The 24,912-nt window shown below is 65.1% G+C and carries 22 protein-coding genes; 7 read left to right on the forward strand and 15 right to left on the reverse strand.

Annotated features, from left to right (window positions below; translation table 11 throughout):
• Positions 1–48: 48 nt before the first annotated feature.
• The 7 genes from NLM31_RS29400 to NLM31_RS29430 all read right to left on the reverse strand — a co-directional run bounded on the left by NLM31_RS29400 (position 49) and on the right by NLM31_RS29430 (position 9,402).
• Positions 49–702 carry a response regulator gene (locus NLM31_RS29400; RefSeq protein ID WP_254132638.1) on the reverse strand — a complete coding sequence of 218 codons (654 nt, stop codon included), beginning with the start codon at positions 700–702 and terminating at the stop codon, positions 49–51.
• Complete coding sequence (locus NLM31_RS29405) at positions 699–4,262, reverse strand: PAS domain-containing hybrid sensor histidine kinase/response regulator (protein WP_254194528.1); 3,564 nt, start codon at positions 4,260–4,262, stop codon at positions 699–701. Before NLM31_RS29405 ends, NLM31_RS29400 begins: the two co-directional genes overlap by 4 nt.
• Positions 4,263–4,458: 196 nt before the next feature.
• Positions 4,459–5,949: a monocarboxylate uptake permease MctP gene (gene mctP, locus NLM31_RS29410; protein ID WP_254132640.1), complete on the reverse strand. Its 1,491-nt coding sequence runs from the start codon at positions 5,947–5,949 to the stop codon at positions 4,459–4,461.
• Positions 5,939–6,115 (reverse strand): DUF3311 domain-containing protein, encoded by a 177-nt coding sequence (locus NLM31_RS29415; protein ID WP_254132641.1) that lies wholly within the window; start codon positions 6,113–6,115, stop codon positions 5,939–5,941. The genes mctP and NLM31_RS29415 overlap by 11 nt, the downstream gene beginning before the upstream one ends.
• Before the next feature lie 470 nt (positions 6,116–6,585).
• Positions 6,586–7,467 (reverse strand): MlaD family protein, encoded by an 882-nt coding sequence (locus tag NLM31_RS29420; protein WP_254132642.1) that lies wholly within the window; start codon positions 7,465–7,467, stop codon positions 6,586–6,588.
• Between the two features lie 16 nt (positions 7,468–7,483).
• Positions 7,484–8,266: an ABC transporter ATP-binding protein gene (locus NLM31_RS29425; RefSeq protein WP_187437178.1), complete on the reverse strand. Its 783-nt coding sequence runs from the start codon at positions 8,264–8,266 to the stop codon at positions 7,484–7,486.
• Positions 8,267–8,268: 2 nt separating this feature from the next.
• Positions 8,269–9,402 carry an ABC transporter permease gene (locus NLM31_RS29430; RefSeq protein WP_254194529.1) on the reverse strand — a complete coding sequence of 378 codons (1,134 nt, stop codon included), beginning with the start codon at positions 9,400–9,402 and terminating at the stop codon, positions 8,269–8,271.
• A 134-nt stretch (positions 9,403–9,536) separates the two neighbouring features.
• On the opposite strand from NLM31_RS29430, the gene dgcA reads away from it, so the two are divergent.
• The gene (gene dgcA, locus NLM31_RS29435; protein ID WP_254194530.1) at positions 9,537–10,532 is read left to right on the forward strand and encodes an N-acetyl-D-Glu racemase DgcA; all 996 of its coding nucleotides are present in this window, start codon (positions 9,537–9,539) and stop codon (positions 10,530–10,532) included.
• On the opposite strand, the gene NLM31_RS29440 is transcribed toward dgcA, so the two are convergent.
• Positions 10,502–11,698 carry an MFS transporter gene (locus NLM31_RS29440; RefSeq protein ID WP_254194531.1) on the reverse strand — a complete coding sequence of 399 codons (1,197 nt, stop codon included), beginning with the start codon at positions 11,696–11,698 and terminating at the stop codon, positions 10,502–10,504. The genes dgcA and NLM31_RS29440 overlap by 31 nt on opposite strands.
• A 75-nt stretch (positions 11,699–11,773) precedes the next feature.
• Here NLM31_RS29440 and NLM31_RS29445 point away from each other — a divergent pair, with 75 nt between their 5' ends.
• Positions 11,774–13,102 carry a hypothetical protein gene (locus tag NLM31_RS29445; RefSeq protein WP_254194532.1) on the forward strand — a complete coding sequence of 443 codons (1,329 nt, stop codon included), beginning with the start codon at positions 11,774–11,776 and terminating at the stop codon, positions 13,100–13,102.
• A gap of 83 nt (positions 13,103–13,185) precedes the next feature.
• Here NLM31_RS29445 and NLM31_RS29450 read toward each other — a convergent pair whose 3' ends face one another.
• Together NLM31_RS29450 and NLM31_RS29455 are read right to left on the reverse strand one after the other, a co-directional pair.
• Positions 13,186–14,466 carry an acyltransferase gene (locus NLM31_RS29450; protein ID WP_254194533.1) on the reverse strand — a complete coding sequence of 427 codons (1,281 nt, stop codon included), beginning with the start codon at positions 14,464–14,466 and terminating at the stop codon, positions 13,186–13,188.
• Positions 14,467–14,611: 145 nt separating this feature from the next.
• Positions 14,612–14,806 carry a hypothetical protein gene (locus tag NLM31_RS29455; protein ID WP_254132649.1) on the reverse strand — a complete coding sequence of 65 codons (195 nt, stop codon included), beginning with the start codon at positions 14,804–14,806 and terminating at the stop codon, positions 14,612–14,614.
• Positions 14,807–15,030: 224 nt separating this feature from the next.
• On the opposite strand from NLM31_RS29455, the gene NLM31_RS29460 reads away from it, so the two are divergent.
• Positions 15,031–16,839: a caspase family protein gene (locus tag NLM31_RS29460; RefSeq protein WP_254194534.1), complete on the forward strand. Its 1,809-nt coding sequence runs from the start codon at positions 15,031–15,033 to the stop codon at positions 16,837–16,839.
• Positions 16,840–16,906: 67 nt separating this feature from the next.
• On the opposite strand, the gene NLM31_RS29465 is transcribed toward NLM31_RS29460, so the two are convergent.
• From NLM31_RS29465 to NLM31_RS29480, 4 genes are all read right to left on the reverse strand, one after another.
• Entirely contained in the window at positions 16,907–17,890 is a 984-nt protein-coding gene (locus NLM31_RS29465) for a threonine/serine dehydratase (protein WP_254194535.1), read from the reverse strand.
• A 63-nt stretch (positions 17,891–17,953) separates the two neighbouring features.
• Positions 17,954–18,997, reverse strand: coding sequence for a glycosyltransferase family 1 protein (locus NLM31_RS29470; RefSeq protein ID WP_254194536.1), 1,044 nt, complete (start codon positions 18,995–18,997; stop codon positions 17,954–17,956).
• Positions 18,997–19,809 (reverse strand): UDP-2,3-diacylglucosamine diphosphatase, encoded by an 813-nt coding sequence (locus NLM31_RS29475; RefSeq protein ID WP_254132653.1) that lies wholly within the window; start codon positions 19,807–19,809, stop codon positions 18,997–18,999. The genes NLM31_RS29470 and NLM31_RS29475 overlap by 1 nt, the downstream gene beginning before the upstream one ends.
• Before the next feature lie 208 nt (positions 19,810–20,017).
• Positions 20,018–20,590, reverse strand: coding sequence for a TetR/AcrR family transcriptional regulator (locus tag NLM31_RS29480; RefSeq protein ID WP_254194537.1), 573 nt, complete (start codon positions 20,588–20,590; stop codon positions 20,018–20,020).
• A gap of 117 nt (positions 20,591–20,707) precedes the next feature.
• Between NLM31_RS29480 and NLM31_RS29485 the strand changes: the two genes are divergently transcribed.
• Positions 20,708–21,088 carry a DUF4267 domain-containing protein gene (locus NLM31_RS29485; protein ID WP_254196287.1) on the forward strand — a complete coding sequence of 127 codons (381 nt, stop codon included), beginning with the start codon at positions 20,708–20,710 and terminating at the stop codon, positions 21,086–21,088.
• 1 nt (position 21,089) lies between these two features.
• Positions 21,090–21,410: a DoxX family protein gene (locus tag NLM31_RS29490; protein ID WP_254194538.1), complete on the forward strand. Its 321-nt coding sequence runs from the start codon at positions 21,090–21,092 to the stop codon at positions 21,408–21,410.
• Between the two features lie 36 nt (positions 21,411–21,446).
• Here NLM31_RS29490 and thiD read toward each other — a convergent pair whose 3' ends face one another.
• Positions 21,447–22,247, reverse strand: coding sequence for a bifunctional hydroxymethylpyrimidine kinase/phosphomethylpyrimidine kinase (gene thiD / locus NLM31_RS29495; protein WP_254194539.1), 801 nt, complete (start codon positions 22,245–22,247; stop codon positions 21,447–21,449).
• A 259-nt stretch (positions 22,248–22,506) separates the two neighbouring features.
• Here thiD and NLM31_RS29500 point away from each other — a divergent pair, with 259 nt between their 5' ends.
• Both NLM31_RS29500 and NLM31_RS29505 read left to right on the forward strand, forming a co-directional pair.
• Positions 22,507–24,486: a PAS domain-containing sensor histidine kinase gene (locus NLM31_RS29500; protein ID WP_254194540.1), complete on the forward strand. Its 1,980-nt coding sequence runs from the start codon at positions 22,507–22,509 to the stop codon at positions 24,484–24,486.
• A 97-nt stretch (positions 24,487–24,583) separates the two neighbouring features.
• Complete coding sequence (locus NLM31_RS29505; RefSeq protein ID WP_045008738.1) at positions 24,584–24,829, forward strand: Lrp/AsnC ligand binding domain-containing protein; 246 nt, start codon at positions 24,584–24,586, stop codon at positions 24,827–24,829.
• The last annotated feature ends 83 nt before the right edge of the window (positions 24,830–24,912 follow it).

Consider the following 24,912-nt stretch of genomic DNA (forward strand, 5'->3'; position numbering starts at 1 on the left):
TGAAAACGGAGGCCTCACGGCCTCCGTTTTGTTTTTGACCTGGAGACGTCAGGTTCCCCCGGGCTGCCCGAACGACAGCCGCTCGGCCAGAACGGCGGCCTGGGTCCGCGAGCCGACACCGAGCTTGCGCAGGATCGTCGAGACATGTCCTTTCACGGTCTGCTCGGCGATGTCGAGCTCGCCGGCGATCTGCTTGTTGAGCTTGCCCTCGACAATCATCGCGAGAATGCGCAGCTGCTGCGCCGACAGCGAGGCCATTCGTGCGGCAAGCTCGACATCGGCGCTCTGGATCGAGCCACGGCCGCCGGCATTCGGCGGCATCCAGATTTCGCCGGCGAGGATCTTCGTGATCGCATCCGCCATCTCGGGCAGACCGAGCGATTTCGGGATGTAGCCGGATGCGCCATAGGCAATGGCGCGGCGGATCGTGGCGGCGTCCTGCCGGGCCGAGATGATCGCAACCGGCACCGTCGGGAACTGCGCCGACAGAATGAACAGCGCGGCAAATCCCTGGATCCCCGGCATCGTCAGGTCCCACAGGATGAGGTCGATCTCGTCCGACTGGGCCGAGAGCACGCCCACCGCTTCGTCAAGCGACTGGCACGCGATGATGTCGAGATCGGGCAGCACGGTCGACAGCGCGCTGCGCAAGGCGGCCTGCACCAGCGGATGATCATCGCCGATAAGGATGCGCATGGTCACGCCGAGGCGGCTCCCTGTTTCGTCCCGAACTGCCGGCTCAGGGCTTCGTTGCCGAGGAAGCGCCGCAACGCCGCCGGCTTGACCGGCTTCGACAGGACCTCGCAGCCGCGCGCCCTCGCCGCGGCGCGCACGGCCTCGCTGCGATCTCCGGTGACGACGAGCGCGCAGATGCCGCGTCCCGACTTCTGCCCGAGATCGTCGAGAAAGTCCAAGCCGGTGCGTTCCCCGTCGAGATGATAGTCGACCAGCACGACGTCGGGCGGGCTTGCCGCAGCCACAGCCATCGCGCTGGCGGCATTGGTGGCGACCAGCACGCGATGGCCCCAGCCGCCGAGCAGCGCCGTCAGGCCGTCGAGGATCGTCGCATCATTGTCGAGACACAGGATCGTCAGCGGCCGCTCCGTCACCGCAGGTGCCGCTGTCGCCGCCTTGCGCTGGAGCGGCGTTCCCGGTCCGAGCGCCAGCGGCACCGTGACGGCAAAGCATGAGCCCTGTCCCGGGCGCGAACGGACATCGACGCGATGCGCCAGCAGCCGCGAAACGCGATCGACGATCGCGAGCCCCAGGCCCAGCCCCTTCTCCGATCCAGGCGCCAGGCGCTGGAACTCCTCAAAGATCCGCTTCTGATCCGCTACGGCGATGCCGATGCCGGTATCCCAGACCTCGATGCGCAGATCGCCGCCACGGCGCCGGCAACCGAGCAGGATGCGTCCCTTGGATGTCTCCTTGGGCGTGTAGCGCAGCGCATTCGACAGCAGGTTCTGCAATATCCGCCGCAGGAGATGCGGATCGCTGCGCACCGCGCGGTGACAATCGACGACGCGGAAGACCAACCCGCGCTCGCGCGCCATCGCGGAAAATTCCACGTTCAACTGCACGAGGAGATCCGCGATCGGAAAGTCGAACGGCTCGGCGCGGACGGCGCCGGCATCATAGGAGGAGATGTCGAGCAGCCTGTCCAGCACGTGCTCGGTCGAGCGTAGCGCCGTGATGGCGCTGCCTGCCAGGGCGCGTTCCTTCTCGGCCGCGCCGGCTTGCGAGGACGCATGCAGGCTCTCGTCGAGCGCCGACAGGAACAGGCGCGCCGCGTTCAGCGGCTGCAGCAGATCGTGGCTCGCCGCCGCCAGGAAGCGGGTCTTGCCGAGATTGGCCTGCTCGGCCTCCGCCTTCGCCTGCTCGAGTGCCTCGGTCCGCTCACGGACGCGCAGCTCGAGGTCCTCGTTGGCGTGCCGCAGGGCTTCCGCGGCGCGGTGACGCTCGGTCACGTCGGTGTAGGTCGAGACGTAGCCGCCCTCGGCAGCGCGATCGTAGACGATCTCGAGCACGGTGCCGTCCGGCCGCTTGCGCTCGTAAAGATAAGGCCAGCTCTGCGTGGCGACGTCACGATTGACCAGGAGCGCGGCGAATTCGGACGCGGCATATTCGCCGCGCTCGACGTTGAAGGCAATGAGCTCCGCGAGCGAAAGGCCGACGCGCACGAAATCCGGTGGCAGGTCGAGCAGCGCGATGAACCGCCCGTTCCACGCCGTGATGTTGAAATCGGCGTCGAAGGCGCAGATGCCCTGCGGCACGCTCTCGAGCGTGCTCTGCAGCAGGCTGCGGTTGAAGCGCAGGGCCTCCGAGGCCTCGTCCAGCATCGCCATCGCCGCCCGGCGTGACAGCGAATGCCCTTCCAGCGAGGCCGCGATCACCACGCGCGCCGAGGCCGCGCCGATCGCCCCGGCGAGAAGATTCTCGGTGAAGCGGATCGAGTCGAGATCGACCAGGCCCGATGGATCGAGGCGCGGCCCCGTGCCCGACATGCGCGCCGCGAGATAGCCGTCGAAGGCTGCCGCGCCGCGCTCGGCACCGACAAAGCGCCGCGCGAGCGCACGAAGATCGTCGAGCCGGATCACCACGCGTGATGACAGTTTTGGTACCGTCTCGCGGACGACACCATCGGCAAACGCCGCGGCCTGGTTGCGCTCGATGGTGGTTTGCCGCCCCAGCACCGAGAACACCAGGAAGCAGGCGAGGTTGGCGGCCAGGCTCCACAGCGTCGCATGCGAGATCGGATCGAGCCCTTCGAGGCCGAACAGCGCGTTCGGCTTGAGGAACGCGAGCTGCCACGGGCCGGTGCGAACGATCTCCTCAAAGGCGGGCCATAGCGGTGCGGCCGAGGGAAGCAGCAGCGTATAGGCCCAGATGAAAAATCCGGCCGCGATCCCGACCGAGGCGCCGATCTTGTTGGCACGCTGCCAGAACAGGCCTCCGACGAACGCCGGACCGAATTGCGCGACCGCAACGAACGACAGTAGGCCGATCACGGTGAGCGGATAGGCCTGGTTGACCAGGCGGTGCATCAGATAGGCCAGCAGCAGGATGCCGAGGATCGAGAGCCTGCGCACCGTCATCAGCACCGAGGTCACCGGCCGGCTTTGCGCGCGCAGACCGAAAAAGCGCGAGCGCAGCAGCAGCGGCATGATGACGTCGTTGCAGAGCATGGTGCTCAGCGCGACGGAGGTCATGATGACCATGCCGGTGGCAGCCGACAGTCCGCCCAGAAAGGCGATCAGGCTGACCGTGCCGGCATTCGCGGCAATCGGCAGCGAGATGACGTAGGTGTCGGGGTCCATCATCGCACCGAACCTCGTCAATCCGGCGGCGGCGATCGGCAGGATCAGCAGGCTGAACAGCGCGAGATAGGTCGGGTAGAGCCACGCTGCGGTGCGCGTGTGGCCCGGGCTCTCGTTCTCGACAACGGCAACGTGGAACGCCTGCGGCAGGCACAGGAAGGCGATCGCCGAGATGATGATCGTCGTGGGCCAGACCGGCTGCGCGGGATCGAAGGTCAGGATATTGGCCAATTGCGGATCCGAGGCGAACTGCGACACCAGCGCGACCGGTCCTCCGGACAGACCGAACAGCACGAACAGCGCGACAACGAGGAATGCGACCAGCTTGACCACGCTCTCGAAGGCGATCGCGAGCATCAACCCGCGATGATGCTCGCTGGCGTGGACATGCCGGACGCCGAACACGATCGCGAAGAGCGCCATCGACGCGGCGACGCCGAATGCGGAGTCCTGCCAGAACCGCAGCGCCTCGCCGCCCGCGCGCTCGGGCTGGAGGATCAGGTAGTCGAAACTCTTGCCGACGGCCTTGAGCTGAAGCGCAATATAGGGAAGCACGCCAAGCAGCGAAGCGAGCGTCACGAAAGCCGCAAGCACCTGGCTCTTGCCATAGCGCGCGGCGATGAAGTCCGCGATCGAGGTGACGTTCTGGGCTTTCGCGATCGCGATCACCTTGGACAGCAGCGGCTGGCCGAACAGCAGCACGAGTGTCGGGCCGATATAGATGGTGGCGAAGTCCAGCCCGCTCGTGGCGGCACGGCCGACCGATCCGTAGAAGCTCCACGAGGTGTTGTAGACCGCGAGCGTCAGGCAGTAGCTGACGGCCGCCGCCCCGGATCTCGGCGAAACCAGCGGTCCGTCCACGCTCCGCCGATCGCCCCACCAGGCAATCAGGAACAGCGTGGTCACGTAGCCAGCCGCGACCGCAAGAACGAACCACGCCTGCAAGACATCCTCACTCGAGATCGATCCGCGCGCCCGTGGACGGGTCCGGAACGCGGGCGGATACTAGAGCGTTTTCCAGCGAAGTGGACACCGGTACGCGTAAAGAAAACGCGTCAAAACAACAATCTGGAGCTTTCAATCCCGGAAGGCACGCTTGGGATTGGCGGCCGGATGTCCGGCCGCCAATCAAGGCCTGCGGTCAGGCCGCCTCGCGCGACACCCGGGCCTGCGGCAGGCCCTTGAGCACGAGGTTGACCACGACGGCGACCACGATGTTGAGCGCGAGCGCCAGCACCCCGGTGTAGATCGCGACCTTGCCGGCACCGAAGTCGATGCCGTGCAACGGCTTCAGCCCGTCCGACCAGGCCAGCCACGATCCGCCTGCGAGCCCGACGGCCCAGCCGGCCAGCAGCGCGGTGCTCGAGAACCAGTTCAGATAGAGGCCGAACACCAGTGCCGGCAGGGTCTGCAGGATCCAGAGGCCCCCGAGCAGCTGCAGGTCGAGCGCGAACTGTGTCGGCATCAGCAGGATGGCGAGCAGCGCGCCGACCTTCACCAGCATGGAGGTGATCTTGGCGACCTTGGCCTCGCCTGCCGGCGTCACCTTCGGATCGATCCACACCTTCCAGAAATTGCGGGTGAACAGATTGGCCGCACCGATGCTCATGACCGCCGCCGGCACCAGCGCGCCGATCGCGATCGCCGCGAACGCAAAGCCTGCGAACCAGCTCGGGAACAGCGTCTTGAACAGCTCCGGCACGACGTCGTTGTTGCTCGCAAGCTTGAGTCCCGCCGCATGGCCCATGTAGCCCAGCAGCGCGAGCAGGCCGAGCAGCAGCGTGTAGGCCGGCAGCAGCATCGCATTCTTGCGAATGGTGTTGCCGCCGGAGGACGCGAAGATGCCGGTCAGCGTGTGCGGATACATGAAGGCGGCGAGTGCCGAGCCCAGCGCCAGCGTGGCGTAGGGCACGATCTGCGCCGGCGCCAGCAGGATGCCGCCCGAGCCTTTCGCCGCGAATGCGGCATCGGCCGCCGTGAAGATCGCGCCGTAGCCGCCGAGCTTGGACGGCACGATCGCGATCGCGGCGATCACCACGATGTAGATCATGATGTCCTTGACGAAGGCGATCAGCGCCGGGGCGCGCAGGCCCGACGAATAGGTGTAGAGCGCCAGCACCAGGAACGCGAGAACGAGCGGTACCTCGCCGGTCAGCCCCAGCGCCTTGATCGCCACTTCCATGCCGATCAGCTGAAGCGCGATATAGGGCATCGTCGCCAGCACGCCGGTTGCGGCGACGGCAAGCTCGAGCCCACGTGAACCGTAAGCGCCGCGCACGACGTCGCCTGCGGTGACATAGCCGCGCTCCTTGGCGACCTTCCACAACACCGGCATCACCGCGAACACGAAGGGATAGACGATGATGGTGTAGGGCAGCGCGAAGAATCCGTAGGCGCCGACCGCGTAGACCAGCGCCGGCACGGCGATCACGGTGTAGGCGGTGTAGAAGTCGCCGCCGACCAGGAACCAAGTGATCCAGGTCCCGAACTTGCGGCCGCCGAGGCCCCACTCGTCGAGATGAGCGAGCGTCTCCGGCTTGCGCCAGCGCGAGGCGACGAAGCCCATGCCGGTGACGAGGATGAACAGGGCGAGGAATACGGCAAAGGCCGCGCTATCGACATTAGTCAGCACGGCGCACGCTCCTGTAGACGATGTAGGTGAGCAGCGAGGTCAACGGCACCCAGGCGAGCTGGTACCAGTAGAAAAATGGGAAGCCGAACAGAAGCGGCTCCCGGACGTTGTAAAACGGCACGATCATCAGGCCGATGAACGGCAACAACAGCAACAGACGTATCACGCTCTCTCCTCCCCTGTGAGTGAAGTCGACGCGCTTTTCGTGAAGCGCACCTTGAGCGCGATATAGCTGACATCGCCCGCCAGCCCCTCCCCCTACCTTGGCTCGGCCGGACCCCCATACTTTCGTATCGCTGCCCGGGTTGGAGCGGAGATCGCGAATAGCGAGTGGCGAATGGAGACGGAGGCCTTGCGGTCTCAGCCTTTGTTCGAGCTTGTCATTGCGAGGAACAATCGTAGCCCGCATGGAGCGGAATGCTGGAAAGGTCCCGGATTGTGCTCCGCTCCAATCTCTCACCGTCACCCTGAGGTGCGCGCTCAGCGGCGCAACCGCGCCGCTGAGTAAGCCTCGAAGGGCGACGGCCCGGCTGCATCGGGGCCGCGCATCCTTCGAGGCTCGCTACGCTCGCACCTCAGGATGACGGGACCGATAGCGAAGTCGACACGACGAGGAGTGGCCCGTGGACTACACGCCTACTGCCGCCTGCCGCTCGCGGCCGGTGCCGGCTTCGGCGCCTCGGCCGGCGGGGGCGCTGCTGCCGGTGCGCTGTTGCTGGCACCGAACAGCACCCGGGTCGGGTTGCGGTCAAAATTGTTCACCGCGCGGCTGATGTCGCCGAGCGTGCGGCGGCCGTCGGTCATCAATGCACCGGAGCGCTTGTCGAAATCCTCGGCGAGCTCGCGGATCGACTTGACGGTCAGGAACAGCTCGCCGCCGTCCTTGCCGCCGGCGAGCGTGTTGAGACCGAGCATGAGGTTGTCGGCCTTCAACATCACGCCATCGACCTTGGCCATCACGCCGTCGATCTTCTCGGAGTTGCGGGCGAGCGAGTTGGTGAAGGTCTCGAGGTTCTTCAGCGAGTTCTTCACCGACTCCTGATTGTCGGCGACGATCTTGTTGATGTTCTGCAGCGTGCCGCGGATCGCCTCGGTGACGTCCTGGAGCTTGTTGGGATCGGCCGTCAGCGTCGGGATGCCGTCTTCGTCGAGCGGCGGCGGCGGCGCCGCATCCTCGCCGCCCTTGAGCGAGATCGCGGCAACGCCGGTCAGGCCCTGGAATTCGAGGCCCACGAGGGTGTCCTTGCGAAGCGGCGTGTTGTTCTCGATCATGGCGAGTGCGACAACCCGCCTCGGATTGTCGAGCTTCACCGAGACCACTTCACCTACCCGGATACCGTTGAAATTGACGCTGCCGCCGTTGCGCAGGCCCGCGGCCGGGCCCTCGAACACGACGCGGAAGGGGCTGCGCTGCTTGGTGGTGTGCAGCGACTGGAACCACAGCACGAAGCCGATCGCAGCCGCGAGCACCGCCAGCGTGAAGGATCCGATCAATACGTAGTTCGCCCGCGTTTCCATCAGCTGCTCCAGCACCTCAAGTCACGACCGCGCGGGCGCGCTTGCCATGGAAATACTGCCTCAGCCAGGGATGCTGCGAGGCCTGCATGTCGGCGATCGACCCTGCAGCAATGATCTTACCGTTCCCTAAAACGGCGATCCGATCGCAAGCCGTGTAAAGGCTGTCGAGATCGTGGGTTACCATGAAAACGGTCAGCCCCAAAGTCCGCTGCAGCGTCCTGACCAGATCGTCGAAATCACCGGCGCCGATCGGATCGAGGCCCGAGGTCGGCTCGTCCAGGAACACGAGATCGGGATCGAGCGACAGCGCGCGGGCCAGTGCGACGCGCTTGATCATGCCGCCGGACAGCTCCGAGGGAAAGCGCTCGGCCACTTCCGGCTTGAGACCGACCATGGCGAGCTTGGCCATGGTGATCTCGTCCATCAGCCGCTGCGACACGCGAAGATATTCGCGCATCGGAAACTGGATGTTCTGCCGCACCGTGAGCGAGGAAAACAGCGCGCCCTGCTGGAACAGCACGCCCCAGCGCCGCTCGACGTTACGGCGCTGCGACGTGTTTGAGGAATCCAGATCGACGCCGAACACTTCGATGGAGCCCGCGACCTTCGGGACGAGACCGATGATGGTCCGTGTCAGCACCGATTTGCCCGCGCCCGACGGGCCGACAAATCCCAAAATCTCGCCGCGCTTGACGTCGAGGTTGAGGCCGTCGAGCACCCGCGTCGCGCCGAACTGCACGGTGATGTCGCGGACGCGGATGATGGGGTCTTGAATCGCGTTTTGAATTTCTTGCGCCATCGTCACATTCCGATCGAGGCGAAGAAGATGGCGAACACGCCGTCCATCACGATGACGAAGAAGATGCCCTTCACCACCGAGGCGGTCGTGTGCTGTCCGAGCGATTCCGCGCTGCCCTGCACGGCGAGGCCCTCGACGCAGGCGACGATGCCGATCACCGCGGCCATGACGGGCGCTTTCACGATGCCGACGATGAAATGATCGATCGAGATGGCGTCGCGCAGCCGCAAAAGAAACGCCTCCGGATCGACGCCGCCATAGAGCCAGGCGACGAGCCCGCCGCCATAGAGCGCAGCCATGGCGCCGAGGAAGGCGAGGATCGGCAGCGCCAGCACCAGCGCCAGCATGCGCGGCAGCACCAGCACCTCGATCGGGTCGAACCCCATGGTGCGCAGCGCGTCGATCTCCTCGCGCATCTTCATCGAGCCGAGCTCGGCGGTGTAGGCACTGCCCGAGCGGCCGGCGACCATGATCGCGACCAGCAGCACGCCGATCTCGCGCAACACCAGCACGCCGAGCATGTCGACGACGAAGATGTCGGCGCCGAAGCGGCGGAAATGGAAAATGCCCTGCTGGGCGATGATGCAGCCGATCAGGAACGTGATCAGCACGATGATCGGCACCGCACGCCAGCAGACCTGCTCCATGTGATGCACGGTCGAGGTCAGGCGGAAGGAGCGCGGATGAATCAGCACATGCGCGACCGCGGCCAGCACCGCGCCGAGCATGTCGATCAGGCTCGCGATGGTGCCGCCGACGCCGGCGACGGCGCGGCCGATCTGCTCCAGCATGCCCGAGATCGTGATCGTGCTGCTGTCGACCACCGGGGTCGCGCGGACCCGGCGCACCTCGTCCACGAGGCTCGAATAATTCGCCGACAGCCCGGCGATCTGCGCCTCAACGGCGCCTTGGGTCAGGCTGCGGCGCAGCCGCTCGATCAGCCACGCACCGAAGGTGTCGAGCTTGGCGACCTCGGAGACGTCGATGAAGATGCTTTGGGAGCTGCCGGCGAGCTTCTCGGCGTCGGCCACCATCCGCTCCAGCACCGGCGCGAAGCTCGCGGTCCAGGTTCCGGTGGCGCAGAGGGCCAGCGCGTTGCCTTTGGCTATCCGTTCCAGCTTCGGATCGCCGCTCAAGATATCCGCTCCCGTGCCGGGGCGGAGGAAATCAGATAGTTGCGCACGCGCCCTTACCCAGAAAAGGTATCCCCAACTGGTTAACGTTAGTTGCTAGAGGTAACCAGCAGGTTCAGATTTCGCCAGAGTTCAAAATGACTTCCAGCAAAGTTCCAGCCCTGGCCGCACGAATCGAGCGGTTTCCCATCGCCGGCAGTTTCACGATCAGCCGGGGCGCCAAGACGGAAGCGGTGACAGTTGTGGCCGAAGTGAGCCGAAACGGCCTGATCGGCCGCGGCGAATGCGTGCCCTATCCCCGTTATGGCGAGACGCCCGAGGCGACGCTGGCCGCGGTCGAGGCCATGCAGGCAGCCGTGGCGGGCGGCCTGACGCGGCAGGCCCTCCAGGCCGCCATGCCGCCGGGAGCTGCCCGCAATGCGCTGGATTGCGCCCTGATCGACCTGGAGGCCAAGACGGCGGGCCTGCGGGCCTGGAACCTGCTGGACCGCCCGATCCCGGGCGAGCGCACCACGGCCTACACGATCTCGCTCGGCACGCCTGAGGCCATGGCGGCGGCGACTGCGAAAGCGGCGCGCCGGCCGCTACTCAAGATCAAGCTCGGCGGCGACGGCGACCCGGAACGGATCGCGGCCGTGCGCAGGGCTGCCCCCGAGTCCGAGCTGATCGTGGACGCCAACGAATCCTGGACCGAAGCCAATCTGGAAGCCAACCTCGCCGCCTGCGACGCCGTCGGCGTCACCCTGGTCGAGCAGCCGCTGCCGGCCGGCAAGGACGACGCGCTGGCGCGGATCAAGCGGCCGCTCGCGGTCTGCGCCGACGAGAGCGTGCATGATCGTGGTTCGCTGGCGCCCCTGCGCACGCGCTACGACGCGGTGAACATCAAGCTCGACAAGACCGGTGGTCTCACCGAGGCGCTCGCCATGGCCGATGCAGCGCAGGCACTCGGCTTCGAGATCATGATCGGCTGCATGGTCGCGACCTCGCTGTCGATGGCGCCCGCCATGCTGGTGACGCCGCAGGCGCGCTTCGTCGATCTCGACGGACCTCTGCTGCTCGCGCGCGATCGCGATCATGCCCTGCGCTATGACGAGAGCCTGGTCTATCCGCCGGACGCTTCGCTCTGGGGCTGAGCGATGAGCCGACGCCGCGCCGTCCAGATCAGAAGCGCGCCGGCCGCTGCCATCGCCGCCATGACGTAATAGAGGCTGTCGCCGATGTGGGCGTAGATCGCGCCTGAGGCGATCGAGCTTGTCGCGCCCACAACTCCGCTGCACGCGGCATAGTAACCCTGCCCCCGCGCAATCTGATGCGACGGCACGCGCTGCACCAGCAAATTCATGGTGCCGACGATGGTGATGCCGAACGTGAGGCCGTGGCCGAGCTGCGCGATCGTGAGCAGCGCCAGCGACGGCTCTTGCGCCGTGACGATCCAGCGCAGCACCGCGCTGACGCCGCCAATCGCCATCAGCGATGACGGATGCAGCGAGAAGCGCGGCGACAGCGCGAACACGACGATCTCGGCGATCACGCCCAGCGTCCAGAGTCCTGCGATGGTGAACCCGCCGAGCCCGTGGGCCTGCCAGCTGATCGCCGAAAATGAGTAATAGGCGGCATGACTGCCCTGGATCAGCGCGGCCGAGATGATAACCAGCCAGAAGCCGGCATCGCGCAGCAGGGCATTGCCGCCATGCTTTTCCGCGGTCCTTCGCCTGACATCGTCGAGCGGCTGGAGCAACAGGCCTGTGATGGCCGCAACCAGGGCCCATGCGACGATGATCCAGATCAGCTCGCGCGTGGCGATGCGCTCCACGAGATAGCCGCAGGCGAGTGCGCCGGCGGCAAAGGCTGCCGAGCCCCACAGCCGAACTGGCCCATAGTCGAAGCCGTAGCGAATGACGCCGCGCAACGCGTACGCATCCGTCAGCGGGACGACCGGCGTCCACACGATGCAGGTCAGCGCATAGAGCAGGAGCAGTGCCAGCGGCTGGTGCTGCAGGCCGACCAGCGCAAATCCCGCCGCCGTCGCGACGACCGAGACCATCATGCCGGCGCGAATCGCATGGCGCTTTTCAGCAAAGGCGGTTGCGTAGGGCAGCGTGGTGAAACGCGTGATCCCCGGCAGCGCGTTGATGATACCGATCCAGGCCGCATCGACGCCGACCGCCTTGAGCCAGACCGGGAAGAACGGCAGATGCGTGCCCGACACCGCGAACACGGCCGAGTAGAACAGCGCGAGACGCACGGCGAATCGCCGCTTGACGGATGTCGCGATGGGGATTTGTGATTCGCCTGCCATCAAACCAATTGCGATTCGGTCGATATCGTGGTGATCGTTACAGTAACGCGCACTGATTTGCGCGACGAGATTGTCATGGCCAACGAAGCATTCGCCCTCTCGCCCATGTCTGCCCGCGCGGCCGAGCCGAACGAGCAGGATTACGACGCGATCCGCGAAGCTTTCATGGAGACCGCGCGCGGCCGCTGGTTCCTCGGCGAATACGCCAAGCGCAACCGCAATGCCGACACGCGCATGGTGCTCGACGCGGTCGCCAAAATCGAAGAAACCCTTGCGGCACAGCGACAACCCGTCGTCGAGGACCGCCTCCCCGAAGCGCTGGTCGCGATCCGCCGTGCCATTGACGACGCAGAAAACGCCGCCGCCAAGGCGTGCGATCCGGCGGCGCTCGAGGCAAGCCTCGCACCGATCCCCCGCGGCGTGCGCATCATCAAGGAGATCTCCTGGCGCTGGCGCGAGATCGGCGCCGACGGGCGAATCTGCGACTTGATTGATTCGCAGCTCGCCTCGATCGAGGCGGCCTGCGCGCAGATTTCGACCATCGACCCGCGCGGCGACCTCAAGGCCGCCTTCGATCTGCTCAAGGACCGGGTCGAGCAAACCGACGCTGACGGCGTCGCAGCGTCGCAGGCCGCGGTGCGGCCGGCACCTGCGCAGGCCACACCGCCGGTGGCCGAAGCGCCCGCTGCGATGGCGAGCGAAGCACCCGTGGGTTCTACGGAGACGCCACAGGACATCGCGGCCGAGGCCGTCGATGACGCGAGCGACATTGCCGAGGACGCGACGATGGACGTCGCGATCACGCCCGAGATCGCCGAAGGCCACGTCGCCGTCGAAGCCAGCCTTGCGGTCGAGGACGGCCTCGCCGATCCCGCGTCCGTCGCCGAGATCACGGACGAGTTCTCGCTCGATGCCGCGGCGGAAGCCGAGGATGAAGCGATACTCGACGCCATCGCGCTGGAGATGGCCGCGCCCGATCCGGAGTTCGACGCGATCGTCGAGCCCATGGAGATGGAAGCGGCTGTTCCCGAGCCGATGGTCGCGGAGGTCGCCGAACCGGTCGTCATGGAGGCGCCGATCGCGCCACATATCGAGGCGCCGGTCGTCGAGGCGCCGGTTGCCGAAGCACCGATCGCGATGGAATCGCTCGCGCGCCTCACCGATGCCATTGCGGAAGCCGCGGCTGAAGTGATGGAGCAGCCGGCCCCCGCCATGGCGGCCGCGGCGACATCCGGCGCAGCACCGACCGCGTCGCTTCCGATGCCGTCCCCCTTGCCCGAACCCTCGCTCGGCGCCACCATTCTCGCCAGCGGCATCGTGCAAAAACCCCGCGCTGCGGCCAACGACGCGCTCGCGCCGATCCGCCGCATGACCCAGGCCGAGAAGATCGCGTTCTTCTCGTAAGCCTCTCGACTCTCTCCATCGTCCTCGTGAGCGCAGCGAAGCGGTCTCGCTTTCGCGGTCCCATCAGGCCGGAAGAGAGCTGATCAATACCCTTGTTTGCCCAATGCTTCTTCGCGGCGAAGCGGGGAATGGATCCCGGCAGCCAGATTGGTCGATGCGGCGTCGATGGCGCCGCTGTCGGGATTGACCAAATCGTCGGCCGTCGAAGCAGCTGCGGCGTTCCGCCTATCGACGAGTTGCTTGCCATATCTTCGCAGCGGCGTCTCAAAATATCGGAACGACAGATCGCTGAGCAATGCGAGCAGCCCGACAATGGCAAGGACGATGACGGCCTTCATCGTGGCATCCGGCAACTGTCCGGGATGGGCGCGTTCCCAGGTCTCGCGCACGAAGGCAATCACAGGGTTGTGCATGAGGTAGAGCCCGAACGACCTCGCCCCGATCCAGACCAGGATTGACCTGAGCAATCCGGGTGCAAGCAGGTATCCACCGTTGAAGGACGCGATATAGACCAGGGCGCCGCAGATCAGTGTCACGATCACCGGGAAGAACGTGACCAGGCCGGGGCCGCCGCCTACCGCCGCGAGCGCAAACAGCAGGATGACAAGAAGTGGCCATCGCACAAAACGGTTTTGCAGGAAGTACGGCGTGAAGGCCACGTCGGCGGCGCTCTGCTTGAACAGCGCGATCAGCACGCCGAGCGAGATCGCATCGAAGCGGGTCATCCAGGTCAGGGATGTCCGCTCTCGCATCGCCATCCAGGCGACAATCCCGGCCAGTACCACCGCCATGGCGCGGCGAGGAAGCAGAACGAGCAGCGGAAAGGCCAGATAAAATTGCTCTTCCAGACTGAGGGACCAGTAGACGCCGGAGGAGCCGCACCAGAGGTTCGGCGAGGAGGTACAGTACGCGTAGTGAAAATTATAGACGTTGAGGGCCGCGGCAAGAAAATCGCCGACATTGCCGAAGAAGGAAAAGTAAGCCCCGGATCGATTGTAGACGAGCGACATCACGATCGGAATGAGCAGCCACAACCATGCCAAAGGCATGATGCGAAAGGCGCGGCGGATCCAGAAATCGGTTACGACGCGCCAATAGGCGGGCGCCCCCTTGCCGGCAGCCAGGACGAAATCCCGATAGAATGCACGCGTGATCACGAATCCGGAGACGCAGAAGAACAGGTCGACGCCGAATGCAAAGTTAAGATAACTCTCCAACGTCGGCGGGAGCCACCACATCGCCGTACGATGGTGAGCAATCAGGACGAATAGGATCGCAATCGCGCGCAACACCTCGATTTCCGGCAGGATCCGATGGCTCGCACCACCTTGCGAATGGCGGCCATCCCCCTGTTTGCCGTGCATGCTATCCACTCGATCTCTGCTTCTTGGCGGCACGGTTCTTGCCGTCCCGCAATTAGAGCGCCCGTAGCAGCCTGAATACCACCTCCCACCCTGGTTAAGTCAATCCTGCGAGGTCACTAGGGGGGCCCGGGGCCAGCGCAAGGCGTCACGCCACACGCTTCGTCTCTGCGATGACCACGCCGGCTGCCTCCGAAGCCGGGTCCGGGCCCGACTGGATCATGCCGTCACCGCGAACGCGCAGGTCTGCGTGAGGATCGATGGCAAGCCGCTCGAACAGGGCTTGCAATTCCGGCCTGAGGCCGTCGCCGCGAAGCGCGGCGATGGCATGAAGCTTGTGCATGTCACGCTCCTTCGTGTTTGTCGCACGATAGGACCCGGCACAGGTCGATCCACCCGATTTCGGATGTGCAACACCCTTGGGGATCGGAACGCACCATAGGCTCCGACGTGATCTACATCACGCACGGGACAACGGGTGATCGCGATCACGGACCGTGGGTTCGAACGCGCCCTAGCTTCCTCGCAACCAATCTCGCATCGAGATGAGCCCCGAGGGAGCACGCCATGTTCCGCCTGAAATCCGCCCTGATGACCGCCGGCCTGCTGGGAAGCCTGTTCGGCTTCGCCTGCGGCCCTGTTGCCGCGCAAGTCGCCCCTGTCGAGCCGGCCGCGCCTGCCGCCCTGCAAGGCCCGGAGCAGCGGGTGGCGCTGGTGATCGGCAATTCGAACTACCGGAACGCACCGCAGCTCGCCAATCCCGACAATGACGCACAGTCGATGGCGCAGTTCCTCAACTCCGCCGGCTTCGAGGTGATCTCGGCGACCGACCTCGGCCAGAACGACATGCTGCGCGTGGTGCAGGATTTCTCCGCAAAAGTGTCCGCGCGCGGCCCGAACACGGTGGCGATGGTCTATTACGCCGGTCACGGCGTGCAGCTCGCCGGCGAGAACTATCTCGTCCCTGTCGACGCGAAGGTGTCGAACCCGACCGAGCTCGTCAACGACTCGGTCCGCCTGGTCGACGTGATGTCGACGCTGGAGACGATCCCGAGCCGGATGCGCATCGTCATCCTCGACGCCTGCCGCAACAACCCGTTCCCCAGCGTCAACGACGCCGGCCGGGGCCTTGCCATCGTCGATGCGCCGAACGGCTCCATCGTCGGTTATTCGACCGCACCGGGTGCCGAGGCACTCGACGGGAACAACGGCCACAGCCCCTACACGCAGGCCTTCCTGAACGTCGCGCGCGAGCCCAACGTGCCGATCGAGCAGCTGTTCAAGCGCGTGCGTCTCCAGGTGAACCAGACCACCAGCGGCGCGCAGATTCCGTGGGAGAGCTCCTCGCTCACCTCCGACTTCACCTTCTTCGGCGATACCTCCGTTGCCGCCAACCGCGCGCCGATGAATGCGCCGGTGGTGCAGATGGCCTCGAACCTGCCGAGCCGCTCGACCCGTCAGGCCTATGACTACGTCGTGTCCGAGGGACGGCCGGAGTACTACCAGGAGTTCATCCAGATGTATCCGCACGATCCGCTGTGCGATCACATCCGCTGGCTGCTGTCGAACCTGCTGCTCTCGCAGGCCTGGCACCAGGCGGTGCTGGCGAACTCGCCGATCGGCTACCAAGCCTTCTACAACAACTACGGCAACAGCCCCTATGCGCAGATGGCGCACAAGCTCGAGGTACAGCCGAAGCTGATCCCGCTGATGCAAGCGACGAAGTTTCTGGCCCCGCAGAACATTGCCCCGACGCTCAAGATCGGCAATCTCGGCCAGCCCAAATACATGCCGCTGATCCAGCAGGGCAACGGCGGCTCGCAGATCAACGCCAACCTTCCGGTCGTGCAGAAGCCGGTCGACAGCAACGTCATCGGCAAGCTCGGCAATGGCGGCCAGATCGTCAACCTGCCGGCCGGCAATTCGCAGAACGGCGCGCCGTCGCAGACCCCGGGCAAGATCGTCACCCTGCCCGCGCCGACCAACACTGCGACGAACAACAACGGCATCGGCAAGATCACGACACTGCCGGTGACCACCACCAATCAGAACACCGGCAACAACAATGCCGGCACGGCCAACGGCAACCCCGGCAAGGTCGTGAGCATGCCGGTGACGATCGGCAAGGGCGGCTCGACCGTCGATGTGAAGACCACGGACGTGAAGACGACGAATGTTCAGACGCAGAACAACCCGATCCACATCAACAACGGCGTGAAGCTCAACAACAATCCGGTGAACAAGGTGCAAGTCCAGAACAACCACCAGAACAACCGGCCGCAGTTCAATGCGATGGGGAATGGCGGCGGCAACAATGTCCGTCAGTCGATGAACCAGTCAAACGGCGGCAACAACCACCGCAGCTTCTTGCACTGATTGCGGCAACCGCACACGACAAAGGGGCAGAGCGGCAACGCTCTGCCCCTTTCGTCATGTCAAAAGCTCAGGCGACCAGCTCGGCAAACAGATCCGCATCGACATTGCCGCCGGAGAGCACGATCACCACGTTCTTGCCGGCGGCGTCGAGACGGCCCGCGAGCAACGCGGCAAGGCCCACCGCGCCGCCGGGCTCGACCACGAGCTTCAGCTCGCGATAGGCAAAGGCGACGGCCGCCCCGACTTCCTTGTCCGACGCGGTCACGCCGCGTGCCAGAAGCTTGCTGTTGATCGCAAAGGTCATCTCGCCGGGGATCAGCGCCATCAGCGCATCGCAGATGGTGCGGCCCGCCGGCGGATGCGGCTCGCGATGGCCTGCGGTCAGCGACAGGCCGTGATCGTCGAACGCCTCGGGCTCGGCCACCACGATCTGGGCTTGCGGATAACGCGCCTTCACGGCCGTGGCGACGCCCGCGATCAGGCCGCCGCCGGAGGCCGGCGCCACCACGATGTCGGGCGACAGGCCGAGCGTTGCCATGTCTTCCGCGATCTCCCGGCCGGCGGTGCCCTGCCCCGCGATCACGAAGGGATCGTCATAGGGCCTGACCAGCGTCGCGCCGCGCTTCTCGGCAATGCCGCGCGAGATTGCCTCGCGGTCGTCGTTGTAGCGATCGTACAGCACGACCTCGGCGCCGTAGGATTTGGTGCGCTCGCGCTTCGACAGCGGCGCATCCGCCGGCATCACGATGGTCGCCTGCATGTCGAGGATCTTTGCCGCCGCCGCCACGCCCTGGGCGTGGTTGCCGGAGGAGAACGCGACGACGCCGCCGGCGCGCTTGTCCTGCGGGATCGAGAACACCTTGTTGAAGGCGCCCCGGAACTTGAAGGAGCCGGTGCGCTGGAGCATCTCCGGCTTCAGGAACACCTTTGCACCGACGCGCTCGTTGAGCACGGGAAACGACAACAGCGGGGTGCGGACGGCGAAGGGCGCGAGCACGCGCGCTGCGGCGTCGATATCGGCGGGGCCGATCGGAAGGGGCTGTTCGGACATGAGGCGATGTTATCGCGGCGGACGCGGCGCGGGCAAGACACCTCCGCGCGAGGATTTTACCCTTTAAGCGACGAAGCGCGGCTGTTCCGCGCCCGCCCGGCCAGGCAGCACCGCACCGACCGCCCGGATGCTGTCCACAAAGGCCCGCGCCGAGGCTTCCCAGGTGTAGTTGGCGGCGAATTCGACGCAGGCCTGCCTGGAAACATCGAGCGCGGCGAAGCAGGCGTTACGCAGATCATGATCGAGCGCCCCGACCGGCGCATCGCCGATGACGTCGCGCGGCCCCTTCACCGGGAAGGCCGCGACCGGCAGGCCGCTCGCCAGCGCCTCGAGCAGGACCAGGCCGAACGTGTCGGTCTTGCTCGGAAACACGAACACATCGGCCGCCGCATAGATGTCGGCCAGTTCTTCGCCGTGCTTCTCGCCTAAAAAGATCGCATCGGGATAGGCTTCTTCCAGCGCGTTGCGCGCCGGGCCGTCGCCGACGATCACCTTGGTGCCGGGCAGGTCGAGGTCAAGGAACGCCTCGAGATTCTTCTCCACCGCAACGCGGCCGACCGACAGGAACACCGGAGCCGGCAGGCAGAGGTCGACGGCGCGGGGATGGAACAAATGGGTGTCGACGCCGCGCGGCCACAGCACGACATTGTCGAAACCGCGCTCGCCGAGCTCCCGGGCCAGCGCCGGCGTTGCCGCCATCACGGCCCGGCTCGGGCAGTGGAATCGGCGCAGCGCCCGCCAGATCAGGGATTCCGGAACCGGCATCCGGGCACGGACATATTCGGGAAAGCGGGTGTGGAAGCTGGTCGTGAACGGCAACTTGCGCTGCCGGCAATAGCGGCGGACCATCAGGCCGATCGGCCCTTCCGTCGCGATATGGATACTGTCGGGCCGCGCTTCCTCGATCAGCTTTGCGATGCGCGCCGGACGCGGCATCGCGAGCCGCACGTCGCGATAGCTCGGCATCGCAAAGGTGCGGAACGATTGCGGCGTCAGAAACGTGAACTCGACACCGAGCGTCTTCGCAGCGTCAGCGAGCTTGGTCAGCGTCCGAACCACACCGTTGACTTGCGGGTGCCAGGCGTCGGTCGCGACCAGGATGCGCATCAAGCGGCCCTTGCTGCCACCTGCGGTACGGCGGCAGGCTTCTGCGCGTGATCCGCCCAGGTGATGATCTCGAAACGGCCGTCATCGTGCTCGACCAGCGCCGTGCAGCTCTCGACCCAGTCGCCGCAATTCATGTAGCGGATGCCGTTCTCGTCGCGGATCACGGCGTAGTGGATGTGGCCGCAGATCACGCCATCGGCGTCATGACGCCGCGCTTCGGCAGACAGCGCCTGCTCGAACGCGCCGATATAGTTGACCGCGTTCTTGACCTTCTGCTTGGCCCATTGCGACAGCGACCAATACGGCACCTTGAACATGCGGCGGAAGAAGTTGACGAAGCGATTCATCTGGATCGCGAAGTCGTAGGCCTTGTCGCCGAGATGGGCGAGCCAGCGCGCGTTCTGCACCACGAGATCGAAGATGTCGCCGTGGATGACGAGATAGCGCTTGCCGTCCGCGCCGGTGTGGACGGTGTTCTCGACGACGTCGATGCCGCCGAAATGCGTGCCGTAATAGTTGCGCAGGAACTCGTCGTGATTGCCGGGCACGTAGATGATCTTGGCGCCCTTGCGCGCCTTGCGCAGCAGCTTCTGCACCAGATCGTTATGCGATTGCGGCCAGTGCCAGCTCGATTTCAGCGCCCAGCCGTCGACGATGTCCCCGACGAGATAGATGGTGTCGGCATCGTGGTAGCGCAGGAAGTCCAGCAAAAGGTCGGCTTGCGAGCCGCGGGCTCCGAGATGAACGTCGGAGATGAACAAGGTGCGAAAGCGCCGTTCAGGGCTCTCGTCACTCACATCGTAACTTCCCATGCGACAGCCTAACAATGTCCCGTGACAGGGGGATGACCAATGAACCTTTGAGGCACCCTCAGATACGAATCAAACCTCGCCTCGCCCTCCCCGCGAATATCAGTCGCATGCGACAATCAGGCGACATGGGGCGGCATTGGTTGCCCGCAAAAGCCCGGACCGGAAGCGCGGCACACGCCAGAGACGACGCGAGCCACGGGCGGGCGCGCTATTTTCCGGAAACGACCATCGCCCGAACAAGGAGTGCGATTCGTTCACTACGTGCGCCGAGCCTAATTCGGCCCGATCGTTCGAGTTCAACGAGCCCGTGCAGGGCCGCCCAAAACGTCTCGGTCGCGACATCCACATCGACGCAAAACGGCGTTACCACTGCCGCAAGGGCCTCGAACCCGGCCCGTAATTCCGGTCTGGTCCCGGCTTCGGCGAAGCGCAGATCCGTCGGAAGAGTGAACATGGCCTCATAGAGCGCGGGATTTCGGTGGGCAAAGGCGAGGTAGGCCGTCGCGACATTCTTGATTGCGTTTCGCCCGGTCGACCCACCTGCCGCCTCCCGAAGAGCCACAGCGATGTCGCGGAAACCCTCGAGGGCTACTGCGGTAACGATCGCATCCCTGTTTTCGAAATGTGAATAGAGGACCGGCTGACTGTGTTCGATCTCATCGGCAAGCCGACGGATCGTCACGGCGTTCCATCCCTCGCGCTCTGCGATCACGCGCGCTGCCGCGACGATGCGGCGTTCGCGTTCAGCGCGTTGCCTGTCTTTCCGCTCGGCGATCCCCAACCTTCGATCTCCCAGGCCAAGATGGTCGACACTTATTATCGATGCTTGACGATCTAGCAACGCTAGAATATGTATTCTAGCAATGCTAGATTATCTTGGATCGATATAATGAATCTCATGCACTGGCTTCCGCTTGGAACCGCGCTGCTCGTGGCTCTCGGGATTATCGCGATCGGCATCCAATATGTCGTCAGTCCGCGGACCGCGACACGCAGTTTCGGCCTGCCACTCCCTGAAGACGGTGCCAACACCGACTGGTGGCTTCGCCTCAAGGGCGTTCGCGACATCGCGTCGGGATTGACCGTGCTGGCATTCATGGCGTGGGGTGTCCCCCGGGGGATCGGCATCATCCTGTTTGTCGAAGCCATCATCCCCGTCGGCGACATGCTGGTCGTGCTCGGCGGCCGAGGCTCCGCAAGACGCGCGTTCGGCATTCACGGCCTCACGGCGGCGATCATGATTCTGGCAGCCATCCCCATGATGATGGATGTGCCCTGAGATGACCCATATTGTTTCGGTTTGTCTGCTCGTTGCCGGGCTCTTTGGCGCGGGCCTCCATAACGCGATCGCCGGTTCCGCGACGCAAAGCAGCTTCGTTCGATGGGGTTACCCGCGCTGGTGGGGCAGCCTTACCGGCGGATTGGAGATCGTGAGCGCCGTTCTGATTGCGCTCCCTGCGACTCGCGTCGTTGGCCTGGTGCTGGGCGCAGCAATTATTTTGGCCGCTGTTCTGACCGTGGTGCGCCACCGCGAATTTTCGCACCTTGTACCGCTCGGTGTGTTTGCCACCTTGATGGCTCTCGCAGGAACGTTGTCTTGAGGGCCGAAATTGCCGGCCGGCTAGCCGCAGCCGACGTCAGTAGAACTTGTGGAAATGATGGACCGGCCCGTGGCCGTGACCGACGCTGAAGCGGTCGGCAGCTTCGATCGCCGCGCTGATCCAGGCTTTGGCGTTGCGCACGGCCGTCTCGAGATCCTCGCCCCTGGCGAGGCCTGCTGCAACCGCCGAGGACAGCGAGCAGCCGGTGCCATGGGTGTTGCGCGTAGCGACGCGCGACGCGGCAAGCGCGATCGTCTTGTCGGCGCCGACGAGATAGTCGATGCTCTCGCGGCCCTCACCGTGTCCGCCCTTGATCAGGACCGCGCGGCAGCCGAGTTCGAGAAGGCGGCGCCCCTGGCTTTCGATCTCGATCTCGCTTCGTGCGATCGGCTCGTCCAGCAGCGCGGCCGCCTCCGGCAGATTGGGTGTGATCACCGATGCCAGCCGCATCAGCTTCGTGCGCAACGCCTCGACGGCCTCCGCCGCCAGCAGGCGATCGCCGGAGGTCGCGACCATCACGGGATCGAGCACGATATGGCGCGGCTTCCAGCGCACCAGCGCAGAGGCGATCGCGTCGATGCTCTCGGCCTGCGCCACCATGCCGATCTTCACCGCGCCGACATCGAGATCGGAGAACACTGCATCGATCTGCGCCGTGACGAACGCGGCGGGCACCGCATGAATGCCGGTGACGCCTTTGGTGTTCTGCGCGGTCAGCGCCGTGATCGCGGACGCGCCATAGACGCCGAGCGCGGCAAAGGTCTTCAGGTCGGCCTGGATGCCGGCGCCGCCGCTCGAATCCGAGCCGGCGATGGTGAGCGCCACGGGCGTGGTCATCGCAGGATACGCTTGCTTGAGGAAAACTCGGCCATAGCCAGTCCTAGCGCGCCCCCGCAGCCCCAGCAAGCCGGCGAATCAGGCACAGCCGGTGCTGCGCGGCTGTCGCCCCGGAAGCGGGCATAACCTGAGAAAATAAGACCAGGGCATCGTCCGGCCTTGGCGCCCATCCCCGCGAATGACACGTTAGCAGGTGGATTCGTCCAGCGACGCCTTGTTGCGGGCCGGCCTCGGCCCGCAATCCTTTCGGGAAGAAATCATGTGGGCCTATTTTGAACGTATCCTCGATTCCTCGATGTTTTCACCGCACGGCATCTGCCTGCTGTGGGAGCCCGAGCTGATCTGGCTCCATGTCGTCTCTGACGCCTGCATCGCGGCGGCCTATTTCTCGATCCCGTTTGCGCTCGCGATCCTCGTCACCAAACGGCGTGACCTCCAGTTCGGCTGGGTCTTTTGGGCGTTCGCAGCCTTCATCATGGCCTGCGGCCTGACCCATGTGCTGTCGATCTACACGCTGTGGGTGCCGATCTATGGTATCGAGGGCCTGGTCAAGGCGATGACCGCCATCGCATCGATCTTCACCGCGGCCGCGCTCTGGCCGCTCCTGCCAAAGATCCTGGCGATCCCCTCCCCGTTCGAGCTGCAGAAGGTCCAGGCCGCGCTCCAGGAGGAGGAGATCAAGAGCCGGGACGCGACATTGTTGCTCAGACAGGTGGGAGAGGCCCAGCGCGCGATGCGCGAAAGCGTGACGCGTCTCACCGCCATCGTCGAGACCGCGGTCGACGGCGTCATCCTGTTCGACGCGCAGGCCCGCATTCTCCTTTTCAATCCCGCGTGCGAACGGCTGTTCGGCTATCGCGCCCAGGAGGTGATGAATCTCGACATCGGCATGCTGATGTCGAACGACGAGAGGCGCCCAACCACCGGTCATGCGCGGCGTTTCGCAACCGGTGAAGCCATCGGCCTGTGCAAGGACGGATCGAGCTTTCCGATGAATTTGTCGGTTGGCCAGGCATGGCAGGACGGCGAGCTGATCTATGTTGGCATCATCCACGATCTGACCGCGCGCAAGCTGACCGAGCAGCAGCTCCAGCAGGCGCAAAAGATGGAGACGGTCGGCCAGCTCTCCGGCGGCATCGCGCATGACTTCAACAATCTCCTGACCGTGATCATCGGCAACGCCGAGCATCTCAGCGAGCAGCTGAAGGCGCGGCCCGATCTGCGGCAATTTGCCGACGATATCTGCGAGTCCGGCGAACGCGGCGCGGAGCTGACGCAGCGACTGCTGGCATTCAGCCGCCGCCAATTGCTGCAGCCAAAGACGATCGATTGCCGCGAGCTGCTGCAATCCATGCTCAAGCTGCTCAAGCGCACCTTGCGCGAAAACATCGAGATCAAGACGGCGTTCGGCCCTGGCACCATCCAGGCCTTTGCGGACCGTGCCCAGCTCGAATCCGCCGTGCTGAACCTGGCGCTCAACGCACAGGATGCGATGCCGTCCGGTGGACATCTGACGCTGAGCACCGAGCTCGCCGCAATCGACGAGGACTATCGTGCCCTGCACCCGGAAGTGACATCCGGCGCCTACGCGCTGATTTCCGTCACCGACGACGGCGAAGGCATGACGCCCGAAGTGATCGAGCACGCCTTCGAGCCGTTCTTCACCACCAAGGAGGTCGGCAAGGGTTCAGGGCTGGGACTGAGCATGGTCTACGGCTTCGCAAAGCAATCCGACGGCCATGTCTCGATCTATAGCGAACAGGGCCTGGGGACGACGGTCCGGATCTACCTGCCGCGCACCGGCGGCGGACAATCGCCGACCGACGTGCTGGACGGCGAGGACACAGCGCCGCGCGGCCACGAGACCATCCTGATTGCCGAGGACGATCCGTTCGTGCGCTCCTCGGTGATCCTCCGGGTGGAGGCGCTCGGCTATCGCGTCGTCGCCGCCGTCAACGGCCAGGAGGCCCTGCAGCGGCTGCGCGCCGATCCCGGCATCGACATGCTGTTCACCGATATCGTCATGCCCGGCGGGATGAGCGGCTGGGAGCTCGCCGATCAGGCCCGGCGGATTCGGCCGGGCCTGCCGGTGCTGTTCACTTCCGGCTATGCGCTGGAGACCCTGGTCGAGCAGGGCCGCGCGCAGGCGGAGGCCGTGGTCCTGACCAAGCCCTATCGCAAGATCGAGCTCGCCCAGCGGCTCAGGGACGCCTTCGCCGCGGCGACGGCGGCTTCGTAGGGCATCGGACCGTCATATGACGGCCTGCAAGTCCGCTTGCTAAATCGGGCTGATTTTGGCCTATTAGCCGGCAAGATATGCCTTCGGAGTGACTGCAATGGTTCCCTTTTTCGTCCAGATCAAATGCAAGCTTGGTCAGTCCTATACGGTCGCCAATGCGCTTGCCGAAGCCGAGATCGCCTCCGAGATCTACTCCACGGCCGGCCATTACGATTTGCTGGTGAAGTTCTATGTCGACAACGACACCGACATCGGCCACTTCATCAACGAGAAGGTGCAGGTGCTGCCCGGCATCCAGGACACGCTCACCATCATCACCTTCAAGGCGTTCGGCGCCAGCTAGCAGGCGCAATTGGCGCAAGCGGCGATGTTGCGCAGCCGCTCGCCTGTGCTAGCGTCCGGGCCTTGGAATTGAAGTGAGTACTG

The organism is Bradyrhizobium sp. CCGUVB4N, assembly GCF_024199945.1.
Lineage (GTDB): Bacteria > Pseudomonadota > Alphaproteobacteria > Rhizobiales > Xanthobacteraceae > Bradyrhizobium.

Bases quoted from the DNA above. Each gene is read 5' to 3' on its own strand.
- NLM31_RS29500 (WP_254194540.1), top strand. From the start codon at position 22,507: ATGTGGGCCTATTTTGAACGTATCCTCGATTCCTCGATGTTTTCACCG.
- NLM31_RS29505 (WP_045008738.1), top strand. From the start codon at position 24,584: ATGGTTCCCTTTTTCGTCCAGATCAAATGCAAGCTTGGTCAGTCCTAT.
- thiD (WP_254194539.1), bottom strand. From the start codon at position 22,247: ATGACCACGCCCGTGGCGCTCACCATCGCCGGCTCGGATTCGAGCGGC.
- NLM31_RS29460 (WP_254194534.1), top strand. From the start codon at position 15,031: ATGTTCCGCCTGAAATCCGCCCTGATGACCGCCGGCCTGCTGGGAAGC.
- NLM31_RS29490 (WP_254194538.1), top strand. From the start codon at position 21,090: ATGACCCATATTGTTTCGGTTTGTCTGCTCGTTGCCGGGCTCTTTGGC.
- NLM31_RS29450 (WP_254194533.1), bottom strand. From the start codon at position 14,466: ATGCACGGCAAACAGGGGGATGGCCGCCATTCGCAAGGTGGTGCGAGC.
- NLM31_RS29445 (WP_254194532.1), top strand. From the start codon at position 11,774: ATGGCCAACGAAGCATTCGCCCTCTCGCCCATGTCTGCCCGCGCGGCC.
- NLM31_RS29475 (WP_254132653.1), bottom strand. From the start codon at position 19,809: ATGGGAAGTTACGATGTGAGTGACGAGAGCCCTGAACGGCGCTTTCGC.
- NLM31_RS29455 (WP_254132649.1), bottom strand. From the start codon at position 14,806: ATGCACAAGCTTCATGCCATCGCCGCGCTTCGCGGCGACGGCCTCAGG.
- NLM31_RS29420 (WP_254132642.1), bottom strand. From the start codon at position 7,467: ATGGAAACGCGGGCGAACTACGTATTGATCGGATCCTTCACGCTGGCG.
- dgcA (WP_254194530.1), top strand. From the start codon at position 9,537: ATGACTTCCAGCAAAGTTCCAGCCCTGGCCGCACGAATCGAGCGGTTT.
- NLM31_RS29470 (WP_254194536.1), bottom strand. From the start codon at position 18,997: ATGCGCATCCTGGTCGCGACCGACGCCTGGCACCCGCAAGTCAACGGT.
- NLM31_RS29485 (WP_254196287.1), top strand. From the start codon at position 20,708: ATGCACTGGCTTCCGCTTGGAACCGCGCTGCTCGTGGCTCTCGGGATT.
- NLM31_RS29425 (WP_187437178.1), bottom strand. From the start codon at position 8,266: ATGGCGCAAGAAATTCAAAACGCGATTCAAGACCCCATCATCCGCGTC.
- NLM31_RS29465 (WP_254194535.1), bottom strand. From the start codon at position 17,890: ATGTCCGAACAGCCCCTTCCGATCGGCCCCGCCGATATCGACGCCGCA.
- NLM31_RS29440 (WP_254194531.1), bottom strand. From the start codon at position 11,698: ATGGCAGGCGAATCACAAATCCCCATCGCGACATCCGTCAAGCGGCGA.